20 protein-coding genes are annotated in these 23,549 nt (G+C 54.4%); 9 read left to right on the top strand and 11 right to left on the bottom strand.

What is annotated here, in order from left to right; translation table 11 throughout:
* Positions 1-7: 7 nt before the first annotated feature.
* Genes ACW17M_RS16835 through ACW17M_RS16825 form a run of 3 tightly spaced genes read left to right on the top strand, consistent with a single transcriptional unit; the run spans position 8 to position 2,740 of the window.
* Complete coding sequence (locus ACW17M_RS16835; RefSeq protein ID WP_009287497.1) at positions 8-952, top strand: DMT family transporter; 945 nt, start codon at positions 8-10, stop codon at positions 950-952.
* A gap of 31 nt (positions 953-983) precedes the next feature.
* Positions 984-1,754 (top strand): FadR/GntR family transcriptional regulator, encoded by a 771-nt coding sequence (locus ACW17M_RS16830; RefSeq protein WP_027956964.1) that lies wholly within the window; start codon positions 984-986, stop codon positions 1,752-1,754.
* A gap of 35 nt (positions 1,755-1,789) precedes the next feature.
* Complete coding sequence (locus ACW17M_RS16825) at positions 1,790-2,740, top strand: Gfo/Idh/MocA family protein (RefSeq protein WP_457547809.1); 951 nt, start codon at positions 1,790-1,792, stop codon at positions 2,738-2,740.
* 48 nt (positions 2,741-2,788) lie between these two features.
* Here ACW17M_RS16825 and ACW17M_RS16820 read toward each other — a convergent pair whose 3' ends face one another.
* The 5 genes from ACW17M_RS16820 to ACW17M_RS16800 form a co-directional block, all read right to left on the bottom strand.
* Positions 2,789-3,685 carry an NAD(P)-dependent oxidoreductase gene (locus ACW17M_RS16820; protein WP_457547808.1) on the bottom strand — a complete coding sequence of 299 codons (897 nt, stop codon included), beginning with the start codon at positions 3,683-3,685 and terminating at the stop codon, positions 2,789-2,791.
* Positions 3,686-3,753: 68 nt separating this feature from the next.
* Positions 3,754-4,809, bottom strand: coding sequence for an Ldh family oxidoreductase (locus tag ACW17M_RS16815; protein ID WP_138799386.1), 1,056 nt, complete (start codon positions 4,807-4,809; stop codon positions 3,754-3,756).
* Between the two features lie 38 nt (positions 4,810-4,847).
* A complete protein-coding gene (locus ACW17M_RS16810; RefSeq protein WP_161462848.1) occupies positions 4,848-5,726 on the bottom strand; it encodes an NAD(P)-dependent oxidoreductase in 879 nt (292 codons plus the stop codon).
* A gap of 112 nt (positions 5,727-5,838) precedes the next feature.
* Complete coding sequence (locus tag ACW17M_RS16805; protein ID WP_041159281.1) at positions 5,839-6,804, bottom strand: GntR family transcriptional regulator; 966 nt, start codon at positions 6,802-6,804, stop codon at positions 5,839-5,841.
* Positions 6,805-6,832: 28 nt separating this feature from the next.
* Positions 6,833-8,362 carry a UxaA family hydrolase gene (locus ACW17M_RS16800; protein ID WP_457547807.1) on the bottom strand — a complete coding sequence of 510 codons (1,530 nt, stop codon included), beginning with the start codon at positions 8,360-8,362 and terminating at the stop codon, positions 6,833-6,835.
* A 551-nt stretch (positions 8,363-8,913) separates the two neighbouring features.
* On the opposite strand from ACW17M_RS16800, the gene ACW17M_RS16795 reads away from it, so the two are divergent.
* The 4 genes from ACW17M_RS16795 to ACW17M_RS16780 all read left to right on the top strand — a co-directional run bounded on the left by ACW17M_RS16795 (position 8,914) and on the right by ACW17M_RS16780 (position 13,157).
* Positions 8,914-10,047: an iron-containing alcohol dehydrogenase gene (locus ACW17M_RS16795; RefSeq protein WP_039859518.1), complete on the top strand. Its 1,134-nt coding sequence runs from the start codon at positions 8,914-8,916 to the stop codon at positions 10,045-10,047.
* Positions 10,048-10,236: 189 nt separating this feature from the next.
* Positions 10,237-11,163, top strand: coding sequence for a tripartite tricarboxylate transporter substrate binding protein (locus ACW17M_RS16790; RefSeq protein WP_457547806.1), 927 nt, complete (start codon positions 10,237-10,239; stop codon positions 11,161-11,163).
* Positions 11,164-11,172: 9 nt separating this feature from the next.
* Complete coding sequence (locus tag ACW17M_RS16785) at positions 11,173-11,667, top strand: tripartite tricarboxylate transporter TctB family protein (protein ID WP_457547805.1); 495 nt, start codon at positions 11,173-11,175, stop codon at positions 11,665-11,667.
* Positions 11,655-13,157: a tripartite tricarboxylate transporter permease gene (locus ACW17M_RS16780; protein WP_009287504.1), complete on the top strand. Its 1,503-nt coding sequence runs from the start codon at positions 11,655-11,657 to the stop codon at positions 13,155-13,157. The genes ACW17M_RS16785 and ACW17M_RS16780 overlap by 13 nt, the downstream gene beginning before the upstream one ends.
* A 375-nt stretch (positions 13,158-13,532) precedes the next feature.
* Here ACW17M_RS16780 and ACW17M_RS16775 read toward each other — a convergent pair whose 3' ends face one another.
* From ACW17M_RS16775 to ACW17M_RS16755, 5 genes are all read right to left on the bottom strand, one after another.
* A complete protein-coding gene (locus ACW17M_RS16775) occupies positions 13,533-15,107 on the bottom strand; it encodes an aldehyde dehydrogenase (NADP(+)) (protein WP_427770130.1) in 1,575 nt (524 codons plus the stop codon).
* A gap of 30 nt (positions 15,108-15,137) precedes the next feature.
* Positions 15,138-16,124: an AraD1 family protein gene (araD1, locus tag ACW17M_RS16770; RefSeq protein WP_457547804.1), complete on the bottom strand. Its 987-nt coding sequence runs from the start codon at positions 16,122-16,124 to the stop codon at positions 15,138-15,140.
* A gap of 42 nt (positions 16,125-16,166) precedes the next feature.
* The gene (locus ACW17M_RS16765) at positions 16,167-17,468 is read right to left on the bottom strand and encodes a TRAP transporter large permease (protein ID WP_009287507.1); all 1,302 of its coding nucleotides are present in this window, start codon (positions 17,466-17,468) and stop codon (positions 16,167-16,169) included.
* Positions 17,468-18,079, bottom strand: coding sequence for a TRAP transporter small permease subunit (locus tag ACW17M_RS16760; RefSeq protein WP_009287508.1), 612 nt, complete (start codon positions 18,077-18,079; stop codon positions 17,468-17,470). The genes ACW17M_RS16765 and ACW17M_RS16760 overlap by 1 nt, the downstream gene beginning before the upstream one ends.
* 97 nt (positions 18,080-18,176) lie before the next feature.
* Entirely contained in the window at positions 18,177-19,196 is a 1,020-nt protein-coding gene (locus tag ACW17M_RS16755) for a TRAP transporter substrate-binding protein (protein WP_022521929.1), read from the bottom strand.
* 238 nt (positions 19,197-19,434) lie between these two features.
* Here ACW17M_RS16755 and ACW17M_RS16750 point away from each other — a divergent pair, with 238 nt between their 5' ends.
* On the top strand, positions 19,435-21,180 hold the full coding sequence (locus ACW17M_RS16750; protein ID WP_427770126.1) for an IlvD/Edd family dehydratase: 1,746 nt from the start codon (positions 19,435-19,437) through the stop codon (positions 21,178-21,180).
* Here the strand turns inward: ACW17M_RS16750 and ACW17M_RS16745 are convergent.
* Positions 21,177-22,118, bottom strand: coding sequence for a LysR substrate-binding domain-containing protein (locus ACW17M_RS16745; RefSeq protein ID WP_022521930.1), 942 nt, complete (start codon positions 22,116-22,118; stop codon positions 21,177-21,179). The two genes, ACW17M_RS16750 and ACW17M_RS16745, sit on opposite strands and share 4 nt — an antisense overlap.
* 194 nt (positions 22,119-22,312) lie before the next feature.
* Here ACW17M_RS16745 and ACW17M_RS16740 point away from each other — a divergent pair, with 194 nt between their 5' ends.
* Positions 22,313-23,542 (top strand): aldose epimerase family protein, encoded by a 1,230-nt coding sequence (locus tag ACW17M_RS16740; RefSeq protein ID WP_041159275.1) that lies wholly within the window; start codon positions 22,313-22,315, stop codon positions 23,540-23,542.
* Positions 23,543-23,549 lie beyond the last annotated feature (7 nt).

Below are 23,549 nucleotides of genomic sequence, written 5' to 3'. Positions count from 1 at the left end.
ACTAAAGATGAGTCGTTGGAGTACCTTATCGCATCGCCAGCAGGGACTACTATTGACCGCTGGCGGGGCGCTGATCATGGCCCCGGATGCCCTGCTGATTAAAGTGGCCGATCTGCCCGATGCCGAGATATTGATGTGGCGTGGCTTTCTTTCGGGCTTAGGTTTTCTACTGATCGCCCTGATGCGCTATGGCCGCGGCACTCTGGCAGCCTACCGTCGCTGCGGCTGGACGGGTATCGCCGTGGCGCTGCTGTTCAGCCTGACCACCTGCGGTTTCGTGCTGGGCAACCAGTACACCAAGGCGGGCAACGTACTGATGATACTGGCCAGTTCGCCGTTAATCGCTGCCGTGCTCTCCTGGATCATCCTCAAGGAGCGTCTGCCAAGGCGTACCTGGTTAGCGATATTGCTGTGCATGGTGGGTGTCGCCATGATCGCCCTCGATGACGCGGGCGCAGGTTCTTGGGTCGGAAACGCTTTCGCTTTGATGGCGGCAACGACCCTGGCGATTAACTTTACCCTCTGCCGTACGCGGCCGGGGGTGGATATGAGCCCGATGCTGGTGTTCAACGGCCTTATTGTGGGTAGCACCGCAGGGCTGTTTTGGCTGGCGGGCAGCGAACCAACCCTGCCTGCAGCCAACCAGCTTGCTGTCGTTATCCTGCTCTGCCTGATTATTGTGCCTTGCGGCGTTACGCTACTGCAGCGTGGGCCGCTCTATCTGCCCTCCGCCGAAGTGGGCCTGCTAATACTGCTGGAAGTGGTGATAGGCACGCTGTTGGCCTGGTGGATTCTGGCCGAACAGCCCGCGCCAATGGCCATGGTTGGCGGCGTTCTGGTGCTGGGCACACTGGGTGCTAAAGGCCTCTATGAACGGCGGCTGGAACTGAAACAGCGGGCGGGGCTCGATGCTACGCCGTCGATAACAGTCGACCGGTCAAGTACGGTATGATTGACAGGAATCGAAATAGGGCCTTATCGCAGTGACGTCATCTCCTAGTAAGCCAGTAGCTCGCCCCAGTATTGCCGAACATCTCGCCGAGGAGATCTTTGGTGGGCGCTATCACCCCGGTGACTTAGTACCCCGAGAAATGGATCTATGCGAACGCTTTGCGATCAATCGCTCAGCGGTGCGTAGCGATCTTCGCCAACTGGTCGATGCCGGGATTATTGAGCGGATTTCTGGTCATGGTTCCAAGGTGCGCGAATACTCAGAGTGGCATATTCTTGATGCCCAGGTGACTGACTGGCTGACCCGCTACGCTGCCCCCAACCCGGATATTCAGCGCGAGATTCTTGCCTTCCGTCTGGACGTTGAGCCCTATGTGGCGATGACCGCCGCCAAGCGGGCCAAGGCGCGTGATTTAGTCGCCATCGAAGAAGCCTTTGAAGGGCTAGGGCAGAATCTACGCAATGCCACCTGCGAAGAGGAGCGGCGGCTGCACAGTGAGTGTGATGTCGCTTTTCACGAGGCGATCTTCAAGGCGACCCACAATATTGTCTGGGCGCAGCTATCACATATCCTGCGACCCTCCATCTACATGCTGATTTCCATGTCCAACGAGAACGCCCCAGATCCTGAAGAGAGCCTGGAGCGTCACCGTCAACTGATGGAGAGCATCCGGCTGCGCCGCCCCCGGGAGGCGTTTTTAGCGTCCCAAGCGGTGTTGGCAGGTACCGCCGCAGCGCTAGGGCTTGAGCACAGCGTTAGCTCATTAGGGCGCAGCGTTGAGCTGCCCCACACCACCCCCTGAACCCATTTTCAATGGTTAAAAACAAAGGCAAGCGTATGTCTGACTTCAACTCTGGCTTTAGCTCCGGCTTTAAGTTCGGCCTAGTGGGCGTGGGTAAAATTGTCCGAGACCAGCACCTTCCTGCCATAGCCGCCACCCCAAACTGCCATCTTGTCGCCACGGCGGATCCTAATGCCTCGCTGCCGGAACTACCCGCCTATCAAGACCTGGAAGCGATGCTAGACGCCCACCCTGAAATTACCGCTGTCTCAATCTGCACGCCGACCCATCTGCGCTACTCCCAGGCGCGGGCCGCACTGATGCGTGGCAAGCACGTGCTGCTTGAGAAGCCACCGGGGGCAACGTTAAGCGAAGTGGAGGACTTGATTGCCTGTGCCAAAGAACAGGGCGTTAGCCTGTTTGCCGCCTGGCACTCGCGGTTTGCCCCTGGCGTTGCCCAGGCCCAGCAGTGGTTAGCCGAACGGCAGGTGCAGCGGGTAGAGATCGAGTGGAAAGAGGACGTGCGGGTATGGCACCCAGGCCAAGCGTGGCTCTGGCAGCCGGGTGGCATGGGCGTGTTTGATCCCGGTATTAATGCTCTGTCGATTGCGACCGCCATCTTGCCCCAGCCGTTTTTTCTACAACAGGCGCGACTGCTGGTGCCGAGCAATGCGCAAACTCCGATTGCAGCGGATCTCACCTTTACCGACCCACAAGGCGCGTCCATTGAGGCGACGTTTGATTTTCGCCAGAGCGGCCCGCCCACCTGGAATATGCATATCCACAGCGATGGCAGCCGCTTGAGTCTCACCCAAGGCGGCTGTCGATTGGTCATCGACGATGAACTGATCATTGAAGAGGAGGAGCGCGAGTATCAAGGTTTATATGCGCGCTTTGCCGAGCTGATCGCAAACAAGCGCAGCGAGGTGGATGTTGCCCCGCTGCGCCAGGTCGCCGATGCGTTTCTATACGGCCATCGTGAGTCTACCGAAGCGTTTATCGAGTGAAGGCTTTATATGGAAATATGAGGTAGCCAAGAAGCTATCTTAGTGGCCTTAATCGGATACGATCTTATTGCGTTTTATACAGCTGTCATACGCTTGGGGAACGAAACTATCTTCCCCCACGTCGTCTCGAGCTAACGTAAGAAACTCGCAAAGCGGTGGCAGCATATGGGGGGCTAGCTGATAGGCGTTTAACGTTTCAGTCAGGTAGCGCATATCTTTTTCAGCATTACCAAGACTGAACTGTAACTTTGTGCACTCCTTCTGCAGTACCCACTCCATAACGGGAGCGAGCATCGCGCTGTTGGCTCCCCCTTGTGAGCAAATTTCCAGGAGTTTGTCTTGTGAAACGTCCATGCCAGCCGCCATAGTGGCCGCCTCACTGACTAGGGCAGCAGCCCCTAACGAGAGAAAATTATTAATCAGTTTCAGTTTATGCGCTGAACCAACCTTACCCACATGAAAGATGTTTTCTGCGAAACTTTCCATGACCGGCGTAATACGCGCCACTGTGGAGGCATCGCCACCCACCATGACATTTAGTCGTCCATCTCTGGCTTCACGAGGCGTGCGTGCTAAAGGCGCGTCAACGAGTACCCCCCCTTGATGTTCTACGTTTTTCGCAAGGCGCTCAGTTGATTCGGGATGAGCTGTAGAGCAGTCGACGATAATAAGCCCTTCGTGGCTTCCGGCCATTAAACCGTCAGCCCCGCTGACGATTTCGTTGACCTGTTCGGATGTCTTTACGCAGATAAAAACAATATCACTATTTCTTGCCATCTCTGCGGGAGTGCTAACTTCCGTCGCGCCTTCCTTGCATAGCGCTTCAAGGGGGGATCGATTCCTATGGGCCATAACCGTTAGCGGATAATCGTTTCGTACGATATGTCTGGCCATTTCCTTGCCCATTAAGCCGAGCCCAATGAATCCGATGCGTTCTTGTTTCATAGTCGCCTCTGATGAGTTGGTTCACCACACCTGAAATATCGCCCACTAGACCTATGCATGAGCGGCTGTTATTGCAGCGCCCGAGGGAAAGTAACCCCCAGACGTTCCGACCAATCGGCTAGAGCTTCGGGAACACCGTCTGGCAGAGGCACGCCCTCCTGCGCATAACGCTTATGGAGGGCAAGCCCGCGCTCGCCAGGAATTCGTACTGGAGGGCTACCTTCCGCAACAGGATTGTTACGGCAAGCATCCACCAAAGCGCCGGTTTCGCGTTTGAAGGCGTCAAGCCCACCAAAGGCTTCGGGATCCATGATCTGCACCATGACCGAGGCACCCCATTGTGCAGGCGCCTGCACACGGCCAAATCCAGCGAGCCCAGACGTTAAGGCTTCCACCATTAGCCCCAGCGCATATCCCTTGTGGCCGTGGTCAAGCCCACCAATTGGCATGATGCTCCCCTTAGGCTCATCGAACAGCACGCTAGGTTGATCGGTCGCGTTGCCCTGGTGATCCTTAAGCCACGGATACGGCAGTTGGCTGTTTTGTTTGTGAAGTCGGCCGACCATGCCATTAGTGGTAATGGATGTGCTGACATCTAACAGAACCGGGCCTGAAGCCGTCGGATAGCCCACAGCGATAGGGTTAGGGGTGTGGGTCGCTTGCAAACCGCCATACGGGGCAACCGACTTAGTCGCCGGATCGGATGATTCGATCACCACCACGAGGTCTTGATCAGTGGCACGTTTCAGATAGGCCGCCAAGCAGGCGATATGATTTGAGCATCGAATCACGACTGTCCCTGTGCCGCAGGAGCGAGCCATCAATTCGGCGGTTTCCATTGCTTTAATGATCAACCAGGGGCCGGGAAGATAACGACCATCCCATGTCTGCACGGCAGCGCGTTTGGAGATTACCTCATACTCACCTGACACAGGCATCCGGCCAGACTGAATCTCGCCAAGGTAAGGGGATAGTAGCTGAAGCCCGTGAGTCGTGTGTCCCATCAAATCGCCTTCGACGAGTATCTCGGCAACTGCTTGAGCCTTTTCTTCATCGAGCCCGGCTGCCACAAGTAAAGCGGTGCTGAATTGAGTCATTTCCTGAACGTCGTAATGGTGGCTCATTGTATTTATTCTCCTAAATTTGTTGTTGTCAGGCTCTCTTAATCATTACGCCGTCTGAGTTGATTGATTAAGGCGCTATGGTCTAACTCGCCATCCCCTTGATCGACGAGCTCTGCAAAAAGTGTGTTGACCAATGACGAAACCGGTAGCTTAAGATGTAGCGTGTCGGCAAAAGCCATCGCGGTCTGGGTATCTTTCAATTGCCATTTCGCTGGCCCACCCGGGGTAAAGTTTTCCTGAATCATACGCTGCCCGTGTATACGCAAAATGGTCGAGTCAGCAAACCCACCTTCAAGCGCACTGAGCATTCGCTCGGGGTTTGCCCCGCCCTGTTCTGCCAATAGTATGGCTTCTGCCACGGTAGCAATGGTGTTGGCCACAATCATTTGATTGGCGAGCTTAGCAAGTTCCCCGCTACCTGCAGGGCCAACATGGACGGGCCTGCCGAGAGATAAGAGAATGGGTTCTACTGCTTTAAAACTTACGGTATCGCCACCCACCATAATGGCCAGCGTGCCGTCGATCGCTCCCTGCTCACCGCCGGAAACCGGCGCATCAAGGTAATTAATCTGGCTCTTGGCGGCTTCTTCTGCTTGACGGCGAGCGGTTTCGACAGGTATTGAACTCATGACAATAAGTGTGGCGTCACGCTGCATGGCATTGAGTAGGCCGCTAGGGCCCAACAGGATTTCATCACACACAGGCCCAGAGCTAAGCATAACGATAACGACATCGCTTTCGGCAGCGGCTTCTTCGGGCTTTTCTACGATGGTGGCACCCACCGACTCTAAACGGTTGGCTTTGCTTTTTGTTCGATTCCAGACAAGCACTTGGTGTCCTGCATGTGCCAAGCGTGCTGCCATCGGTGCACCCATAATGCCCGTGCCAATAAATCCGATAGTACGTGACGTTGTCATTATTCGTTCCTCTATCTAGATGAGCCCGTCAAGGCTTCCCGTAATCCTTGTTTAGCAGATCGATACATTGCTTCAATTGAGAGATGGGGCATCCACGTTCGTTATTTGGTTGTTAGCGCAGGTAAAGCGGTATATCGATATCACCTGATTCTCGGAAGTTAATCAGCCGGTCGAGCACCTTGGATTCTGAACGCTCTAAATGGGTTGCCAAGGCTTTGCCTGCTTGTGCAGGTTGTTGCTGGCGCATTTTTTCAAATATCCATAAATGTTCATCGAAGAAAGGATCTTGATCGGGAAGCTTTAATACTCGTCCAAGCAGGTGTTTACTGACTAATAAGATAGGATGCGTGCGCCGGAGCATATTCATGACCTCCTGGTTATCACCTAAACTAACGGCGGTATGATGGAGATCATTTTCTAACTCATCCAGTAGCTCCCCCTTTATATCAGGATAGCTCTCAGCAGCGTGTTTGAGTTTGGTAATATAGCCTTTAATGGCACTTTCTGGCATATGTTGTGTGGATCGCGCAATCATATAAGGCTCTAATTGGCGACGTGCTTCATAAAGATTATGTAACCGCTGATCATTCAGAGGCACCACGCTCCAGCTGTTATATTTAATCTTCTCGACTAAACCGATAGACTGTAAATAGAGCAATATTTGGTGAGTGACCGTACGGCTGACATTAAGCGTTTTGGAAAGCTGCAGCTCATTGAGTTCAAACGCACCCTTAATCGAACATAAAACGATGTCATGTTCAACGCTGTCGATATGCGCCCGCCAAGACACGATACGGTCTACTTTTGGGGCATGGCCAAGTTGTTTGAAATCATGCTCACTGAGCGCACGTCGCACTACCTCACCTGGCGATGCGCCTACTAAATAGCCGCGCCCCTCGAAACGGCAGATATACTGCTCTTCGTGCAATCGGCTTAATGTTTGCCGAACGGGCGAGCGGCTAATACCAAACAGCTCCGCTATATTTCCCTCAAGCAGTACTAAACCGGGTTCAAGACGTTTCCCAACAATACTCTGCTTAAGAGCCGTGTAGAGTTGGTCGCGCAGCGTTTGTGTCATAGTCAGTTAATTGCTCTTTAATGGGAGTTTAGGTGACGGCACCTACCAACCAGGGAACGAATTCATTATTACCGTAACCCAGTGATTCGCTGGCGCTCATATCGCCTGAAGCGATGGCAATAATGCGCTCAAAAATCTGCTCTCCAACACTTTCTACGCTGTCAGTGCCATCAACAATAACGCCACAGTTTATATCCATGTCTTCATGCATTTTCTCATACATGGAGGTATTCGTTGCGAGCTTAAGGCAGGGGGCGGGTTTGAAGCCTGAGACTGAACCTCGTCCAGTGGTAAAGCAGACTACGTTAGAACCGGAGGCGATTTGACCCGTGACCGAAATCGGGTCATAGCCAGGGCTATCCATAAAGTTAAAACCGCGCGTGGTCATCTTCTCAGCATACAGCAGCACGTCGTTAAGGCTCGACGTTCCGCCTTTAGCTACTGCGCCCAATGATTTCTCAAGGATAGTTGATAGCCCACCCGCTTTATTGCCTGGGGAAGGGTTGTTGTTTAGCTCAGCGCCATTTATCTCAGTGTAATGTTTCCACCAGGTGATCCGGTCGAGTAGTTTCTGTGCGACGTTCTCATTAATGGAGCGGTCTATCAGGAGGTTTTCAGCGCCATAGATTTCGGGGGTTTCGGCGAGTATAACGCTGCCACCATGTTGCACGATAAGGTCGGCGGCATGGCCCAAAGCTGGGTTCGCGGTAATACCTGAGTAGCCGTCTGACCCGCCACACTGCAATGCAACCACTAAGTGCTCAAGGGGCGCAGGTGCACGCTGCTGTTGGCCGTGTTGGGTGGCCATTTGCATGATGTGATCACAGGCCGTTTTGATGCTAGTGCGTGTCCCTCCCGCGTCTTGAATATTAAAGTAAGCCAGCCGCGAGGCATCTTCCAACCCCTTTTTTTTGACTAATGTTTTGACCTGGTTGGTCTCACAACCCAGGCCAATGATGAGTACAAAAGCAAAGTTGGGGTGCTGGGCATACCCTGCGATAACACGCTCAAGAAAGGCAAAACCTTCTGAGTCAGTATTCATGGCGCAACCAGAACCATGGGTAATGGCCACTACACCATCGAACCCCATTTGGCTTAATTCCCCAGACTGATTGAGCGCGTCCGCAGCGGCTTTAGCCACCGTGGCAGAACAGTTCACGGTAGAGAGAATACCAATATAGTTACGCGTTCCCACGCTACCATCAGCCCGTTGGTAGCCTTGAAACGTCCGTGAATGGCTAACGGTGACGGTTTTTTGATGGGGCTGAAAATCTTCCAATGAAGAACTAAGTTCAATCATGGTGAGGTTGTGGGTGTGCACATGCTCACCAGGATTAATATCCCGTGCAGCCAGCCCAATCAGTTGGCCATATTTAAAAACGGCCTCACCATTTTTGATAGGCGTGAGCGCAACTTTATGTCCCGCATCAATATTTTCTTGAGCAAGCGTGCCCTTTTTATCAATGGGAAGATCTTTTGGAACTGCTTTTGAGGCAACGCCTACGTTATCCCGCGGATTGAGATGAATAATAACTGACGGGGAATTAATGAGATTCATCGTTTACCTCAAGCTGATTATTGGGCTTTTGTTGCAAGGGCCAGACGCAAGCTTAAAAGCGATCATTGTGGATGCACTCTAGCAAGTCGGCCGCGTACGTCGATTAGACTATTGTTCTATATAATGTTCATTGAGCGCAATGGTCATCTAGTCTAGATTGCTTTCATACACGCGGCGCACAAAGCTAATTGCCGATTGCGGATCAGTTGGAAGGCCAGCTCACGATTACGCCGCAGATGGATGATGGTGCTTTGGATACCGCGCGGCCATCCATCGCTTCTTACGGCCTGTGTGTTACCAAGGTCTCCCCATGGTCTTGCTGCCGGAGGCGCTGAAGGAGAGCAATCCCCTGAAGGTAATCCGCTTGGTGGATGGGCAGTGTGAACATGCCCATATTTGAGCCGCCGTTCACAGTTTTGCTAGGCGTTTTTTGTAAAGGCCTTGGCAGTTGCAAAATACATTACTAGACTGTTGTCACGCAGTCATACTGTATGACACCTTGAGTGAAGAGATTGCTGGGTTCACGAGCAAAACAATAATGAGAAATGACAATGCCCCACATAATCAATTATTTAACAAAAATTCAGTTCGGTGAAAGCGCTATTGCGGAATTAGCCAATGAGCTGCAATTGCTGAAGATAAAACGACCGTTGTTTGTGACTGATAAGGGGCTCAGTGCTACCCCTCTTATCACACACGTTATTGAGTCTGCTCAGCTTGATGATGGCGCATGTGTTTTCGATGATACGCCGTCCAACCCTACGGAAGTAGCGGTAGAGCAAGCGCTTACTTACCTGCGTGAAAGCAAATGTGATGGCATTATTGCCATTGGCGGTGGTTCCAGCATTGATTTAGCTAAAGCGGTCGCCTTACTTTTTAATCATCCTGGGCCGTTACGCCAATACGCTGCGATTGAAGGCGGCGTGACAAAAATTAAAGCCGATGTGCTGCCATTAATAGCAATACCGACAACGGCGGGAACCGGTAGTGAGGTGGGAAGAGCCTCATTGATTACCATGAAAGACAATCGCAAACTTGGCTTTCTTTCTCCTTATCTGATTCCTTCGGTCGCTATTTGTGATCCTCGTTTGACGCTAGGTCTACCACCTTTTTTGACTGCCGCCACGGGTATGGATGCGATTGCTCACTGCGTTGAAACCTTTTTAAGCCCCAAAGTGAATCCTCCGGCTGAAGCGATTGCTTTAGATGGGCTGACGCGCGCTAGCAAATATCTAGTAGAGGCAGTTGAAAACGGAGAAAACTTAACGGCTAGAAATGAAATGATGATGGCGGCCCTTGAAGGCGCCATGGCTTTTCAGAAGGGGCTGGGAGCGGTGCACTCCTTATCCCATGCATTAGGCGGCCTGCACGAGTTAAAACTTCATCACGGTACGCTCAATGCTGTGTTGATGCCGACTGTGCTTAGATTTAACCAGCCCGGCTGTGAGGAAAAGTTTGCTCGTCTCAAAGAGGCGATGGGCCTCAACCCTAGTGACGATTTAGCTGAAGCATTTGAAAAGCTCAATGTGAAATTGGGGATGCCTGCTGGCTTGAGCGAAATGGGCGTCATGGAAGAGCACTTGGATCAACTGGCTCAGTGGGCATTGGAAGATCATTCCACGGCGACCAATCCGCGCGCGCCCTCTAAGGCAGACTTTTATGACATGCTCAAAGAAGCTTTCTGATAAATAGAGTTCTGTCCACTTAATAGTCCGTAAAGGAGGTCTTTGACAAGAAAAACGTAAAGTAATAAAGCATGCAGTTCCAAAAATGATAATTAATTGTAAGCAATACATTACTAAAGGAAAATGAATATGATAATTACAAACCATTCCCTTAAAACTATTTTTGCTTCAAGTATAGCCGCAGCTGTTATGACAGCGTCTGGCTCTGCCCTTGCGGATTACCCCGAACGCCCCCTTACGTTGATTGTGCCTTGGGCTGCTGGTGGTGGCACTGATGCGACGGCGCGAACTATCGCCCGTGCTCTGGAAGAAGAGCTGGGGCAGAACGTCAATGTTGTCAACCGAACAGGGGGCAGTGGCGTTGTTGGTCATACCGCCATGATTAATGCTGAGCCGGATGGTTATACGATTGGCTTGGCTACTGGCGAAGTTAACATGATGCATTGGTTGGGTTTAACTAACCTTACGTATGAAGATTTTACGCCTATTGCTCAAATCAACTACGACTTTCCAGGCATACAGGTAGTAGCCGACTCTCCTTATGAAACCCTTGAAGAGCTCCTTGAAGCGATACGCTCTGAACCTAAAGGCACGTTTACCGCTTCGGGTACTGGCCAAGGCGGTGTGTGGCATCTAGCCTTTGCTGGCTTTTTGATGGATCAAGGTATTCCCGCCGACCAAGTGATTTGGATTCCTAGTGAAGGGGCAGCACCAGCGATGACTGAGCTGGTGTCTGGGGGGATTGATATCGTACCAAGCTCGGTGCCTGAAGCCCGCTCAATGATCGAGGCCGGCCGCGTTAAGAGCTTTGCGGTAATGTCTCCAGAGCGTATACCCAGCTTCCCTGATGTTCCCACCACTAATGAATTAATCGGTAGTAGCTATCAAGTGGGCGAGTGGCGTGGAATTGCAGGGCCTAAAGGCATGGATCCAGAGGTAGTAGCAACACTTGAATCAGCACTAGAGGCTGCTTACAACAGCGATACCTATCAAGGGTTTATGAGTCAGCAAGGTTTTGGTACCGAGTGGCGTAACGCGGAAGAGTTCGGCCAACTCATGGAAGAAATGGATAGCGTATTCGGTGAAATTGTTGAACAAGTTGGCTTAGCTAACTGAGGAATGACAATGCGGGATTTTTTCGCCGGAATAGGGTTTGTTATTGCTGGGATTGTTACGATCATTACTGCCCAGCAGTTTCCTACCCTACCAAGCCTGCAGTATGGACCTTCGCTTTTCCCCTCCCTCATAGGAGGGGGATTTTGCCTCGGCGGGGCTGTACTTGCCTTGAATGCATTATGGCTTAGAAAAAAAGCTGTCGCGCAAGAAGCACACGGTAATCCATCCCTAGCTGGCTCACTGCCTGAGAAAAAGAATTGGGCAATGTTGTTACCACCAATATCGATTGTCTTTTATATCCTGGCAAGCGACTACCTTGGTGCAATGTTGACGATAATGATCATTATGTTTTTGCTGATGTTATTAAGAAAAACACCACCCTACATAGCATTGGCAACGTCTCTAGCAGTGTCGTCAGCTATTTATTTTATCTTCTCGCGCTACTTGCTCGTTCCATTGCCGCAAGGGCTTCTATTAGGGGGTAGCCTGCCATGGATATCTTAATGAATGGGGTTGGGCTGGTTTTAAACTTTGAAACCTTGCTGGTTATTTTAGCGGCGTCACTGTTTGGTATATTTGTAGGTGCAGTCCCCGGCCTTACTGCGACAATGGCAGTAGCGCTATTAGTACCGTTGACTTTCTACATGGATACCATCCCGGCTATTGCTGCCATTGTAACGACATCGGCGATGGCGATCTTTGCGGGTGATATTCCGGGTACCTATCTAAATATACCGGGCACGCCTGCATCGGCTGCTTATGTAGGGGAGTCCTACGCATTAGCGAAAAAAGGCAGGGCAAGAGAGGCCTTAGGTATTAATTTAGTATGTTCCGTTTTTGGCGGTATTTTTGGCACCATCGTTTTAATTGTTGTGGCTCAATCCCTTGCTGAGGTAGCGCTGCAGTTCAGTGCGTTTGAGTACTTTTGGCTTGCGGTGCTTGGGTTAAGCTGTTCAATTTTTATTTCAGTTGGTTCTAGAACAAAAGCATTCCTCTCACTTCTTTTTGGCATTCTGCTTTCAACCGTAGGACTTGATATGATGAGTGGTGCTCCACGTTTTACATTTGGAGTGCCCGACCTTATGGCCGGTATTAACTTTATACCCGTTATGATTGGTATGTTTGCTCTAAATGAACTGATGAGCTATTACGCTTCAAAATCTGAGAAGAAAACAATCAGTATCGTCGATAACGATAGTGTCTTCCACAATGTGCCTGGGCATATTAAACGTTACTGGCGTAACATGATACGTGGTAGCTCAATCGGCACGTTGATTGGTGCACTGCCGGGCGCGGGTGCAGATATTGCGGCCTGGATCTCGTATGGTGTGGGAAAGGGTAGGTCAAAAGAGAGTGCCAAATATGGCACCGGTAATATAGAGGGCATAATGGATGCAAGCTCCGCTAATAATTCCGGTATCAGTGGTGCATGGGTGCCCGCTTTAGTCTTTGGGATTCCAGGTGACTCTATTACTGCCATCGTCATTGGCGTTTTATACATGAAAGGGATGAATCCTGGGCCCACTATTTTTATGGATGGGAGTGGATTGATCTATGCGCTGTTTATGGTGTTTATTTTAGCTAATTTGATGATGCTACCTATTGGCTATATGGCTATCCGACTTTCAAAGTTTTTCATCCTAACACCCAGCCGGGTACTAATGCCCATAATATTATGCTTTTGCATTGTGGGGGCTTTCGCTATCAATAATAGCGTTGTGGATATTTGGTTAATGCTTATTGTAGGGCTAGTGGCTTATGTATTGGCTGTGAATGACTTTCCAATGGCGCCAGCCATTCTTGGTCTAGTGTTGGGTTCCGTTGTTGAAAATAATTTCATGAGCGCAATGTTGCGTACCGGTGGTGACTTAACGAGCTTCTTTGCGAGACCAATCAGTGCGGGGCTTGGCATTGCGGTGATTCTACTATGGTGCTCACCGCTTTTGATTAAAGCTTATCGCTATCAGCAGCATAAATCAGGAAGTGTATATTAGGGCCTGTTGACGTTTCATCGCGAACCGCGTTGCCCCACAAAGCGCGTCAGACAAGGCGCAAAACGCTGGGAAGGGTGGTTCCCTTTTCAAGTTTTGCAACGCCGTATGGCGCGCTTTGTGGGGCAACCCGAAGGGCTGGGCCCGTTTTTATCCGCGGCGGCGTTAGTCGTCGTTCATTTGGAACCACCAAACGTCTCTCCTCCTGCCTTGCCGCGAATAAAAACGGGCTCCAGCGCGGCCGCGAGTGAAACGTCAACAGGCCCTAGTCTGTCAGTTACTATGAAATAAGCGCAGCGAGGCAAATATGGCCTCGCTGCGCTAGTTCGTAAGTCTGTTTTATAAGACTATCGTGACGCCATCGCTGGCTTTATTACGTTATTCACGCTTGCCATCGACCAGGCGCGATACTCCTGCAGGATTGCCATCACGAATAGCGTCGGGCAGTAGCCCTTCCGGCAGTGCCTGATAGCACACTGGGCGCAGGAAGCGGAAAATCGCCGCGCTACCTACTGAGGTCGTGCGTGAATCCGAGGTGGCAGGATAAGGGCCGCCATGCACCATGGCGTGGCACACTTCTACACCCGTCGGCCAGCCGTTGGCCAGGATACGTCCGGCCTTGCGCTCCAGCGTCGGCAGCAGTTGCTTGGCAGTCGCCAAGTCACCGTCATCCATCTGCAGCGTAATGGTGAGCTGGCCTTCCAACTGAGCCGCAACGCGGGCCACTTCCTGGGTGTCAGCACAGGCGATCACCAATGAAGTCGAACCGAACACCTCTTCCTGTAACGCTGGGTCACTCAGAAACGCCTCGGCTTGGGTAACGAACAGTCCGGCCTGGCAGGGGTGAGCTGTCTCACCTGCCTGGCCGCGTGCCACCTCGATTACCTTGCCGTGGCTGGCGAGTCGGCCTACGCCCTGTTGGTAGGCATCATGGATACCCGGCGTCAGCATGGTCTGGGCAGCACTGCCCTTAACCGCTTCCCCGGCCGCCGCAACAAAGGCGTCCAGTTCAGGGCCCTGAACCGCAATGACTAGCCCCGGGTTGGTGCAGAACTGCCCGGCCCCCATGTTGAGTGAGCCGACAAACCCCTCCGCAATCGCTTTACCGCGTGCCTTGAGGGCTTCCGGAAGTAGAAACACCGGGTTAATGGAGCTCATCTCGGCGTAGACCGGGATCGGCTGCGGCCGCGCCTGGGCGGTAGCCATGAGCGCCGTGCCGCCGTTACGTGAACCGGTAAAGCCCACTGCCTGGATTCGAGGGTCGGCAACCAGCGCCTGACCGATTTCGCGGCCCGAGCCAAACAGCAGCGAGAAAACACCCTCAGGGAGTTCGCACTTGGCAACTGCGCGTTGAATGGCGCGGCCTACCAGCTCGGAGGTGCCGGGGTGGGCAGAGTGGCCCTTGACCACTACCGGGCAGCCGGCGGCCAGTGCGGAGGCGGTATCGCCACCGGCAACGCTAAAGGCGAGCGGGAAGTTGCTGGCGCCAAACACCGCCACCGGGCCCAGGCCGATATGGCGCTGACGCAGGTCGGCGCGGGGCAGCGGCTCACGATCGGGCATGGCCGGATCGATACGTACATCCAGCCATTCACCTGCGCGCACTACCGAGGCGAACAGCCGGAGCTGGCCGCAGGTACGCCCACGTTCGCCCTCTAAACGTGGGCGGGGCAGGCCGGTTTCGGCCATGGCACGCTCGATCAGCTCATCGCCGATCCCTTCGATCTCGGCGGCAATGGCTTCAAGAAAGCTGGCCCGCGCCTCTAAGGAGGTCTCGCGATAGCTATCGAAAGCCGCCTCGGCTAATGCGCAGGCCTGTTCGACCTCGGTCTTGCCGCCGCCGGGGTAGGCGGGTGCCAGTGTTTCGCCGGTGGCGGGATTTACCGCATGAATGTCAGCCTGTTGGCCGCTGATGGCCTGCTGACCGATCAGTAGTTTACCTTCCAGAGTCATACTTCCTCCTGCTGGGGTGGTTAGAGTACGTTAAAGCGACTTTACGCTGATGGGCGGTGCGTCTGCTTCCACCCGTAGAGGGTTGCGCAGGGCGCGACCAAACTCATTGATTTTGATCTCGAAGCGATCGCCCTCGCGCACCTTGATGCCGTCGGCGAAGCTCAGTGTCGCGGTACCGAAAAAGTGCACATGCACATCGCCGGGGCGGCGGAAGCCCGGGTATTTAAAGTGGTGATATTCCAGGTTGGACAGGCTATGGGCCATGTTGGCCTCGCCAGTGAGAAAGGGCTTCTCCCACACTGTTTCACCACTGCGATGAATAGCGCTGGTGCCTTCCAGATGAGCAGGCAGTTCGCCGATCAACAGTTCGGGACCAAAGCTGCAGGCGCGTAGCTTGGAGTGAGCTAACCACAAGTAGTTGAAGCGCTCGGTCACGTGATCAGAAAATTCGTTGCCGAGGGCGTAGCCGACCCGCCAGGGCTGGCCGTCATCACCAATCACATAGAGGCCCGCCAACTCAGGCTCCTCGCCTGCATCTTCGGCGAAGGCGGGGGATGGAATCTCTGCTTCTGGCGCCACCACACACTGGCCATCGCCCTTGTAGAACCACTCCGGCTGTGCACCTAACTGGCCTGCATCGGGTTTGCCGCCCTCCACACCCAGCTTGAACATGCGCATGGAGTCGGTCATATCTTCTTCAGCAGCTTGGGCTTTAGCGTGCATCGCCGAGCGGGTGTCGGCACTGCCCAGGTGGGTAAGGCCGGTGCCGGTGACCAGGCAGTGGGCCGGGTCGGTATGGGTCAGCGGGGGTAGCAACTGTTTAGTGTCGACCAGCGCTTGATAATCCAAGCGTGTGTCGGTCACTGCTTCCGTCAGCATGTCGCTAAGTGGCTTGCCGGCGGCAATGGCCCGATTGGCCAGGGTGTAGGTGTCGCAGTCGAGCAGTCTGACCTGCTCTTCGCTTTCGACCAGGGCGGCGCGAACCTGGCCCTGGTGGTCACACTGAATCAGTCGCATGGCGGTCTCCTTATGCAGAGTCAGTCAAGAGTGTAGCGGTCATCATAGTGGCCAAATGGCCAGTTGCGGCCACATCAATAGCGCCGCGAGTACGCACAGCTGAATGGCCATAAAGGGTAGTACGGACAGGTAAATATCCTTGAGGCTGATATCCGGCGGTGCCACGCTTTTAAGGTAGAAGGCGGCGGGCCCAAAGGGTGGCGACAGGAACGATACCTGCATATTCACGGCGAATAGAATGCCGAACCAGATCGGATCGAAACCGAGCTGAATAACGATGGGTAGAAAGATCGGCAGAGCCAGCATGGCGATCCCGATCCAGTCTAGGAATAGCCCCAGCACGAGCATAATCGCCATCATCACCAGAATGATCACAATGGGCGCTACATCGAGTCCCAGGATCAAGCTCGAAACAAAACGGTTGCCTCCCATTAAATTATAGACGCCCACCAGGGCGGCGGCGCCGATGCCGATCCAGATGATCATGCCGCAGGTATTCATGGTCTGCCCAAGGCTATGGTGCAGCATACCCGGGGTGAATTCGCCGCGAACAATAGTGGCGAGCAGTACACCGAAAACACCCATGGCCGCGGCTTCGGTGACCGAGGCGATACCACCGTAGATAGTGCCCAGCACTAAAAAAGCGATCAGCCCTGGTAACAGAATGGCCTTGACCGCGTCCAGCTTAGTGGCGAAAGGGTTATCCTGGGTATCTCTATCTAACGGCGGGCCCAGTGCGGGATTTCTCAGGCAGCGCACCAGCACATAGGCAATGTAGCAACCCATCAAAATCACCGCTGGCGTCACGGCTGCGGCGAACAGGTCAGCAATCGATACGCTGGCGATCAGACCGTAGATAATCAGCACGATTGAGGGCGGCATCATGGTGCCCAGGGCGCCCCCGGCACACACCACCCCAATAGAGAGGTGTTTGTCGTAGCCCAGGCGGAGCATTTGGGGCAGCGCCAGAATCCCAAGCAGCACGATCTCACCACCGATAATGCCCGAAAGAGCGGCCAGGAAGAACGCTACCACGATGGTCTGCACCGCCACGCCACCTGGCAGGCGACCGGCGAAGACGCGCATGGCGTTGAACAGGTCTTTGGCGATTCCGGAGCGATCCAGCAGTGATGCCATCAACACGAACATGGGCACCGCCACCAGCGAATACTCGGTGATAAACCCATAAACGCGGCTGGTGACCAGGGGCAGCGCCGCCTCGCCGAACCAGCCGAAGGTGAACGCCATCGCTACCAAGCCGGTGATAAACGCCAGCGGCAGACCGGTGACCAGTAGCGCGAAAATGGCCCCGACCATGAGGATCGTTGCGGTTGAAATATCCATCAGCGCGCCTCCTCGATGTTGGCAGCGGGTTTCGCTTTAATCGATTCCCACAGATGCAGGCAGGCCTGTAGCGTCATCAACACCAGAGCAAACAGAATCATGCCCTTGACCATAGCGGGAAAGGGCGGATTCCAAGAGGTGCCGGAGCGCTCCAGCGACCACTCACCGAGCGGGTTATGCGAAGCTCCCCAGAACATATGAAAGGCGGCATAGCTCATCGTCAGGCAGAAAATCAGAGTGAGCAGGTCGTTGAAACGATCCATCCAGCATTTCAACCTGGGCCCGGCGCTGTCGTAAAGCACCTTGACGCGGATATGGCTATTGCGCGCCATGGCCGCTGGGCCGCCCAGTACAAAGATAACGGCGATCAGAAACACGACGGTTTCGTGTACCCAGGAGGTGGGGTTGTTGAAACCGTAGCGCATAAAGACTTCGACGACGCTGATGCCCATCGCGACCAGCACGAGCCAGGAAACGGCACGGCCGCCCCGTGCAATTAAGCGGTCTAAAGCATTACGTTCGGGAGACACCTCCTCCACCGTTTCGAGGATCTCGGGGAGATCCTGGGTATTCGGCGAAGGGGTTTGATTGTCAGGTGTTTTTTGGGACATGGCGCGACTCTACGCGCAGCGCTCGGGGTGTTTGCCCGAGCGCTGCGTTGGTTAGATTAATGAGGCCGGTTGTGAGCAGAGAGTTGAGAGCACAGAGTTAGAGCAGATTGCGCGAGCGCAAAAAGGCGGTCGCCGAGTCATAAATCTTCTGAGTCATCTCATTTTCACCCGCCCACTCTTGCCACTCCTGCTCAGCCGCGGTGCGGAATTTCTGACGCTCTTCTTCGGGCAAGTTGAAGGGGTGAACGTCAGGGTCATCCTGAAGCCGCTGCAGGGTCTCAATATCCTGCTCCTTGAGGCGGGCAATCAGGTCGTAGGCCATCCCATCAAAGGCGGTATTGAGGGTCGTCTGTAGCTCCTCGGGCAAGCCATCCCAGATGTCTTTATTGATCGACACAGCGATCATGGGCATGGAGTGAAAGCCAGGGTAGAGCGGGTAGGGGGCGAAAGCGTGCAGACCCATGGCGTCGTTATTCGAGAGCACCGTGGAGTCCGCGGCGTCGATCACGCCTTTTTCCAGGCCGGTATACACCTCAGAGCCCGGCAGGTTGACGGGCGTGGCGCCAATGCGCTCGAAGATGTTGTACACCATGCCTTGAGGGGCACGGATTTTTAACCCTTCAAAGTCGGCGATGGATTCGATGGGCACCGTGGAGGGTACCGACTCCAACGGAAAGGTCGCTGCGCTGATCAAATGGGCGCCATAGGGTTCGACCAGTTCGTTGTAAAGCTCTTCACCGCCGCCGTATTTCATGTACTCCAGGAAATCGTAGGGGTTCTGCCAGGCACCGACAAGATTGCCGAGCATACCAAAAGCCGGATCCTGGCCAGAGAAGTAGCTTGGGTCGGTCATATGACCCTGCAGAATCCCTGAGCTAACGGCGGTCAATGTCTCAGTAGGGCCAACCACGGAATTAATCGGCATTACCTCGATTTCAACACGGCCATCGGTCATTGCCGTAATTCGCTCGGCCCACTCTTGTTTGATCTTAAAGCTGGGTTCGCCCGAGGTTTCTGACGCCTGAAATTTCCATTCGTACTCGGCTGCCTGGGCCGCAGAGAGGCCCAGCAGTAGCACGGAACCAGTGAGTAGCGAGCTGTATTTCGATTTGAGCATAGCACTATTCCTCAAGTTTTTTGTTGTGGAGAGCGTGGTGGTTAACGCTGTAATGCAACGGGCCAATGACCCACGTGGGAGGGTAATGTTGAACATTAAGAGCAATTGTTCAACATATACTTTTGTATGGTCGACTAGATTGACGGGGTAGTTTAGTGTCTTGCGCATTCGGCACCCACTCTCGACGCCAACTCTCAGGTCGTCAGCCGTCACCGAACTAAAACAAGGAGTTAACCTCATGGGCCAACGTCAACGTCCGCTGCGCAGTGCTGAATGGTTTGGCACGGCTGATAAGAACGGTTTTATGTACCGCAGTTGGATGAAAAACCAGGGCATTCCTGACCATGAGTTTCAGGGCAAACCGATCATCGGTATCTGCAACACCTGGTCGGAGCTCACACCTTGCAATGCGCACTTTCGTAAGTTGGCGGAGCACGTGAAGCAGGGCGTGCTGGAGGCGGGGGGCTACCCGGTGGAGTTCCCGGTGTTCTCCAACGGCGAATCCAACCTGCGCCCCACCGCGATGTTTACCCGCAACCTGGCCAGCATGGACGTGGAGGAAGCGATTCGCGGCAACCCCATCGATGCGGTGGTGCTGCTGGTGGGCTGCGACAAAACTACCCCGGCGCTACTGATGGGTGCGGCGAGCTGCGATATTCCCACCATCGTGGTCACCGGCGGACCAATGCTCAACGGCAAGCACAAGGGCAAGGACATTGGTTCCGGCACCGTGGTCTGGAAGCTCTCCGAGCAGGTCAAAGCCGGTGAGATTTCGCTGCACGACTTTATGGCCGCGGAAGCCGGCATGTCCCGCTCCGCCGGTACCTGCAACACCATGGGCACCGCCTCCACCATGGCCTGCATGGCCGAGTCGCTGGGCACCTCGCTGCCGCACAATGCAGCGATTCCGGCGGTGGACTCCCGCCGCTACGTGCTGGCGCACCTTTCGGGTAACCGGATTGTCGAGATGGTCAACGAAGACCTGCGGCTCTCCAAAATCCTCACCAAGGAAGCCTTCGATAACGCCATCCGTACCAACGCCGCCATCGGCGGCTCCACCAACGCAGTGATTCATCTCAAGGCCATTGCTGGGCGGATTGGTGTGGATTTGACCCTGGACGACTGGAGCCGTGTAGGCCGCGGCACGCCCACGGTGGTCGATCTACAACCCTCAGGGCGTTTTCTGATGGAAGAGTTCTACTACGCCGGTGGCCTGCCCGCGGTGCTCAGGCGTCTGGGTGAGGCCGACCGGCTGCCCTTCAAGGACGCCTTGACCGTCAACGGCAAAACCCTGTGGGAAAACGTCCAAGACGCGCCACTGTATAACGACGAAGTGATTCGCCCGCTGGATAATCCGCTCACTGCGGACGGCGGCATCTGCGTGGTGCGCGGCAACCTCGCCCCTAATGGCGCGGTGTTAAAGCCCTCGGCAGCCACGGCCGAACTCATGCAGCACCGAGGTCGTGCGGTGGTGTTCGAGGACTTCGACGACTACAAGGCGCGCATCAACGACCCGGACTTGGACGTGGAAGCCAACGACATACTGGTCATGAAGCACTGCGGCCCACGTGGTTATCACGGCATGGCCGAGGTGGGCAATATGGGCCTGCCGCCCAAGATCCTCGCCCAGGGCATTACCGACATGGTGCGCATCTCCGACGCCCGCATGAGCGGTACCGCCTACGGCACTGTGGTACTACACGTCGCCCCCGAAGCCGCTGCCGGTGGCCCGCTAGCCGCCGTGCGTAACGGTGACTGGATCGAGCTCGACTGCGAAAGTGGCCGGCTGCATCTGGAACTCAGCGACGAAGAACTGGCCTCGCGCCTGGCCGAAAGTGACCCCACTGCCGCCTCAACGCTGATTGCCAGCCAGGGCGGGTACCGCCAGCTGTATATTGAGCGGGTGCTTCAAGCCGACGAAGGTTGCGACTTTGACTTCCTGGTGGGTTGCCGCGGTTCTGACGTGCCGCGGCACTCGCATTAATTGGACTGAGCAATCACTTCCCGCAGAGTGCTCATTAATGCGGCGGCACCGGGGGAGAGTCGCTGGTGGCGTAAGCTCACCAGCCCATAGGGCTGAACGCTTAGCGCCTCGCTAAATGGCAGTAGATGAAAACGCTGCGGTGGGCAGAGCAGGTCAGCGGCTTCCCGTGTAGTCACCGTGATGGTATCGGATTTGTCGACGAGGGCCAGCGACAGCAGCAGGTCAGCGGTATCGACGATCTGGCGGGGCGGCGCGACCTGATGGTGCAGAAATAGGCTATCCACCCGCTGGCGCATCAACGCGCCAGCGGGCTGCAGCGACCAAGGGAAGCACGCCATATCAGCAAGGCTCAGCGTTTGTTTATCGGCTAATGGATGCCCTTGGCGGCACACAAAGCAGAGTTCCTCCTCGCCAATCTCCTCGAAGACAAAGCGCTCGGCATCGACGCCTGCGGGTATGCGAGTAATCGCGAAATCCAGTTCGCCTTCCAGTAGGCGTGGTACCAGCACTTTGCTGACATCCACATCTACGCTGATTTTTAGCCCTGGCCGGTCGCGGTGCACCCGTTCGATGGCGCTGGTGAGCAGCGTAACCGCTGGCGCCATTACCGTGCCGACGGCTACCGTGCCGGCACTGCCCTCGCCGAGAGCGTTTAGCTCCTCACCGGTGTGGCGTAGCGCTGAGAGCATGCTGTGGGCGTGGCGAATCATAATTTCGCCATACCAGTTAGGCGTTAGCCCACGGGGGTGGCGATCGAACAGCCGAATACCCAGGTTGGCTTCCAGGTCGCTGAGCAGTTTTGAGGCGGCGGGCTGGCTCATATTGAGCTGAGCCGCCGCGCGGTGCAGGTTGCGCTGCTCGTCCAGGGCTAAAAATAGCTGAAAATGACGCAACTTTAGTCGCACGTCTAAAAACCAGTTTTCGCCGAGAATGCCCATGGCATAAGCCTCGTGTTGTTATTGATACTTAGAAGTATATCGATAGTGAGGCATTTGTATATTGGTTGGTTATGCCAGACATGGCTACTGTAGTGTCTGTATCGGTCATGATGAACTGTGGTAACTCACTGAGTTTTCAGACCAAGCCTAACAACAATAATTTAGCAACAAAGTATGCCTCCAGGAGGAAGCTCATGCCTCTCATGTACAGCCAACGATTAAGAAATGGTTCACCTCTTCTGCTCGGTGCAATTGCCGCGGTACTGTTGGCAAACACTGCACAAGCCCAGAGCAGTTCTGAAGCCAACGCGAGCAGCAGCGTCGGCAGTGGTATCCAAACGTCGGTGTTTGGTCATCTACCCGATGGTCGCCAGGTGGATGTCTATCAACTTACCAACGCCAATGGTATCGAGCTGCGGGTGACCAATTACGGTGGCATCATTCTGTCGCTGAAAACCCCTGATATGGACGGTAAGTTTGACGATATAGCGCTGGGCTTTGACTCTTTGGAAGCCTACCTCTCCGATGAGTACCGTCAGGCCAATCCTTACTTCGGTGCCATTATTGGTCGTTACGGCAACCGTATTGCGGGTGGGCAATTCTCCCTCGATGGAGAAACCTATTCATTGGCTACCAACGATGGCAGCAACCACCTGCATGGCGGCGACCAGGGATTCGATAAAGTGCTATGGCAGGCCGAACCATTCGAGAGTGACGCAGGCAATGGATTGGTACTGCGCTATACCAGTGAGGATGGCGAAGAGGGCTACCCCGGTAAGTTGGAGAGCGAAGTTACCTATACGCTGACCGATAATGACGAGCTGATGGTGGATTATCGGGCGGTAACCGATAAAGCCACCCCGATTAACCTAACCCAGCACAGCTACTTCAACCTAAAGGGTGAGGGTAGCGACACCATTCTCGATCATCAGCTGATGATCAATGCCCCTGAGTTTACCCCGGTCAATGACACCTTGATTCCAACCGGTGAGATCCGCTCGGTGGAGGGCACGCCGTTTGACTTCACCCAGGCGACGCCCATTGGCGAACGGATCGAGCAGGAGAACGAGCAGCTTGCCTTTGGTGGCGGTTATGACCACAACTTTGTGCTTGCCCGCGATAACGCTGCATCAGATGAGCTGGTCTTGGCTGCCAAAGTATGGGAGCCCCAAAGCGGACGCCTGGTGGAAATCACCACCACCGAACCCGCGATCCAATTCTATTCCGGCAACTTCCTTAACGGCGACCTGACCGGCAAGCAGGGCCAGGCCTACGGGCACCGCTCCGGCTTTGCGCTGGAAACTCAGCACTACCCTGACTCTCCCAATCAAGAGGCGTTTCCCAGCACGATCCTAGAGCCGGGCGAGACTTATCGCTCACGCACGGTCTATCGCTTTTCCGCGCAGCAAGACCTGGGCTCGTAATCTCGAT

The sequence above is a fragment of the Vreelandella sp. 2A-K22 genome (genome assembly GCF_054065485.1).
This window is presented reverse-complemented; position numbering and strand designations above follow the sequence as displayed.

What these genes read in the sequence shown, in the direction of transcription:
- ACW17M_RS16835 (WP_009287497.1), top strand. Translation starts at nt 8, where the DNA reads ATGAGTCGTTGGAGTACCTTATCGCATCGCCAGCAGGGACTACTATTG.
- ACW17M_RS16825 (WP_457547809.1), top strand. Translation starts at nt 1,790, where the DNA reads ATGTCTGACTTCAACTCTGGCTTTAGCTCCGGCTTTAAGTTCGGCCTA.
- ACW17M_RS16820 (WP_457547808.1), bottom strand. Translation starts at nt 3,685, where the DNA reads ATGAAACAAGAACGCATCGGATTCATTGGGCTCGGCTTAATGGGCAAG.
- ACW17M_RS16815 (WP_138799386.1), bottom strand. Translation starts at nt 4,809, where the DNA reads ATGAGCCACCATTACGACGTTCAGGAAATGACTCAATTCAGCACCGCT.
- ACW17M_RS16810 (WP_161462848.1), bottom strand. Translation starts at nt 5,726, where the DNA reads ATGACAACGTCACGTACTATCGGATTTATTGGCACGGGCATTATGGGT.
- ACW17M_RS16805 (WP_041159281.1), bottom strand. Translation starts at nt 6,804, where the DNA reads ATGACACAAACGCTGCGCGACCAACTCTACACGGCTCTTAAGCAGAGT.
- ACW17M_RS16800 (WP_457547807.1), bottom strand. Translation starts at nt 8,362, where the DNA reads ATGAATCTCATTAATTCCCCGTCAGTTATTATTCATCTCAATCCGCGG.
- ACW17M_RS16795 (WP_039859518.1), top strand. Translation starts at nt 8,914, where the DNA reads ATGCCCCACATAATCAATTATTTAACAAAAATTCAGTTCGGTGAAAGC.
- ACW17M_RS16790 (WP_457547806.1), top strand. Translation starts at nt 10,237, where the DNA reads ATGACAGCGTCTGGCTCTGCCCTTGCGGATTACCCCGAACGCCCCCTT.
- ACW17M_RS16785 (WP_457547805.1), top strand. Translation starts at nt 11,173, where the DNA reads ATGCGGGATTTTTTCGCCGGAATAGGGTTTGTTATTGCTGGGATTGTT.
- ACW17M_RS16780 (WP_009287504.1), top strand. Translation starts at nt 11,655, where the DNA reads ATGGATATCTTAATGAATGGGGTTGGGCTGGTTTTAAACTTTGAAACC.
- ACW17M_RS16775 (WP_427770130.1), bottom strand. Translation starts at nt 15,107, where the DNA reads ATGACTCTGGAAGGTAAACTACTGATCGGTCAGCAGGCCATCAGCGGC.
- araD1 (WP_457547804.1), bottom strand. Translation starts at nt 16,124, where the DNA reads ATGCGACTGATTCAGTGTGACCACCAGGGCCAGGTTCGCGCCGCCCTG.
- ACW17M_RS16765 (WP_009287507.1), bottom strand. Translation starts at nt 17,468, where the DNA reads ATGGATATTTCAACCGCAACGATCCTCATGGTCGGGGCCATTTTCGCG.
- ACW17M_RS16760 (WP_009287508.1), bottom strand. Translation starts at nt 18,079, where the DNA reads ATGTCCCAAAAAACACCTGACAATCAAACCCCTTCGCCGAATACCCAG.
- ACW17M_RS16755 (WP_022521929.1), bottom strand. Translation starts at nt 19,196, where the DNA reads ATGCTCAAATCGAAATACAGCTCGCTACTCACTGGTTCCGTGCTACTG.
- ACW17M_RS16750 (WP_427770126.1), top strand. Translation starts at nt 19,435, where the DNA reads ATGGGCCAACGTCAACGTCCGCTGCGCAGTGCTGAATGGTTTGGCACG.
- ACW17M_RS16745 (WP_022521930.1), bottom strand. Translation starts at nt 22,118, where the DNA reads ATGGGCATTCTCGGCGAAAACTGGTTTTTAGACGTGCGACTAAAGTTG.
- ACW17M_RS16740 (WP_041159275.1), top strand. Translation starts at nt 22,313, where the DNA reads ATGCCTCTCATGTACAGCCAACGATTAAGAAATGGTTCACCTCTTCTG.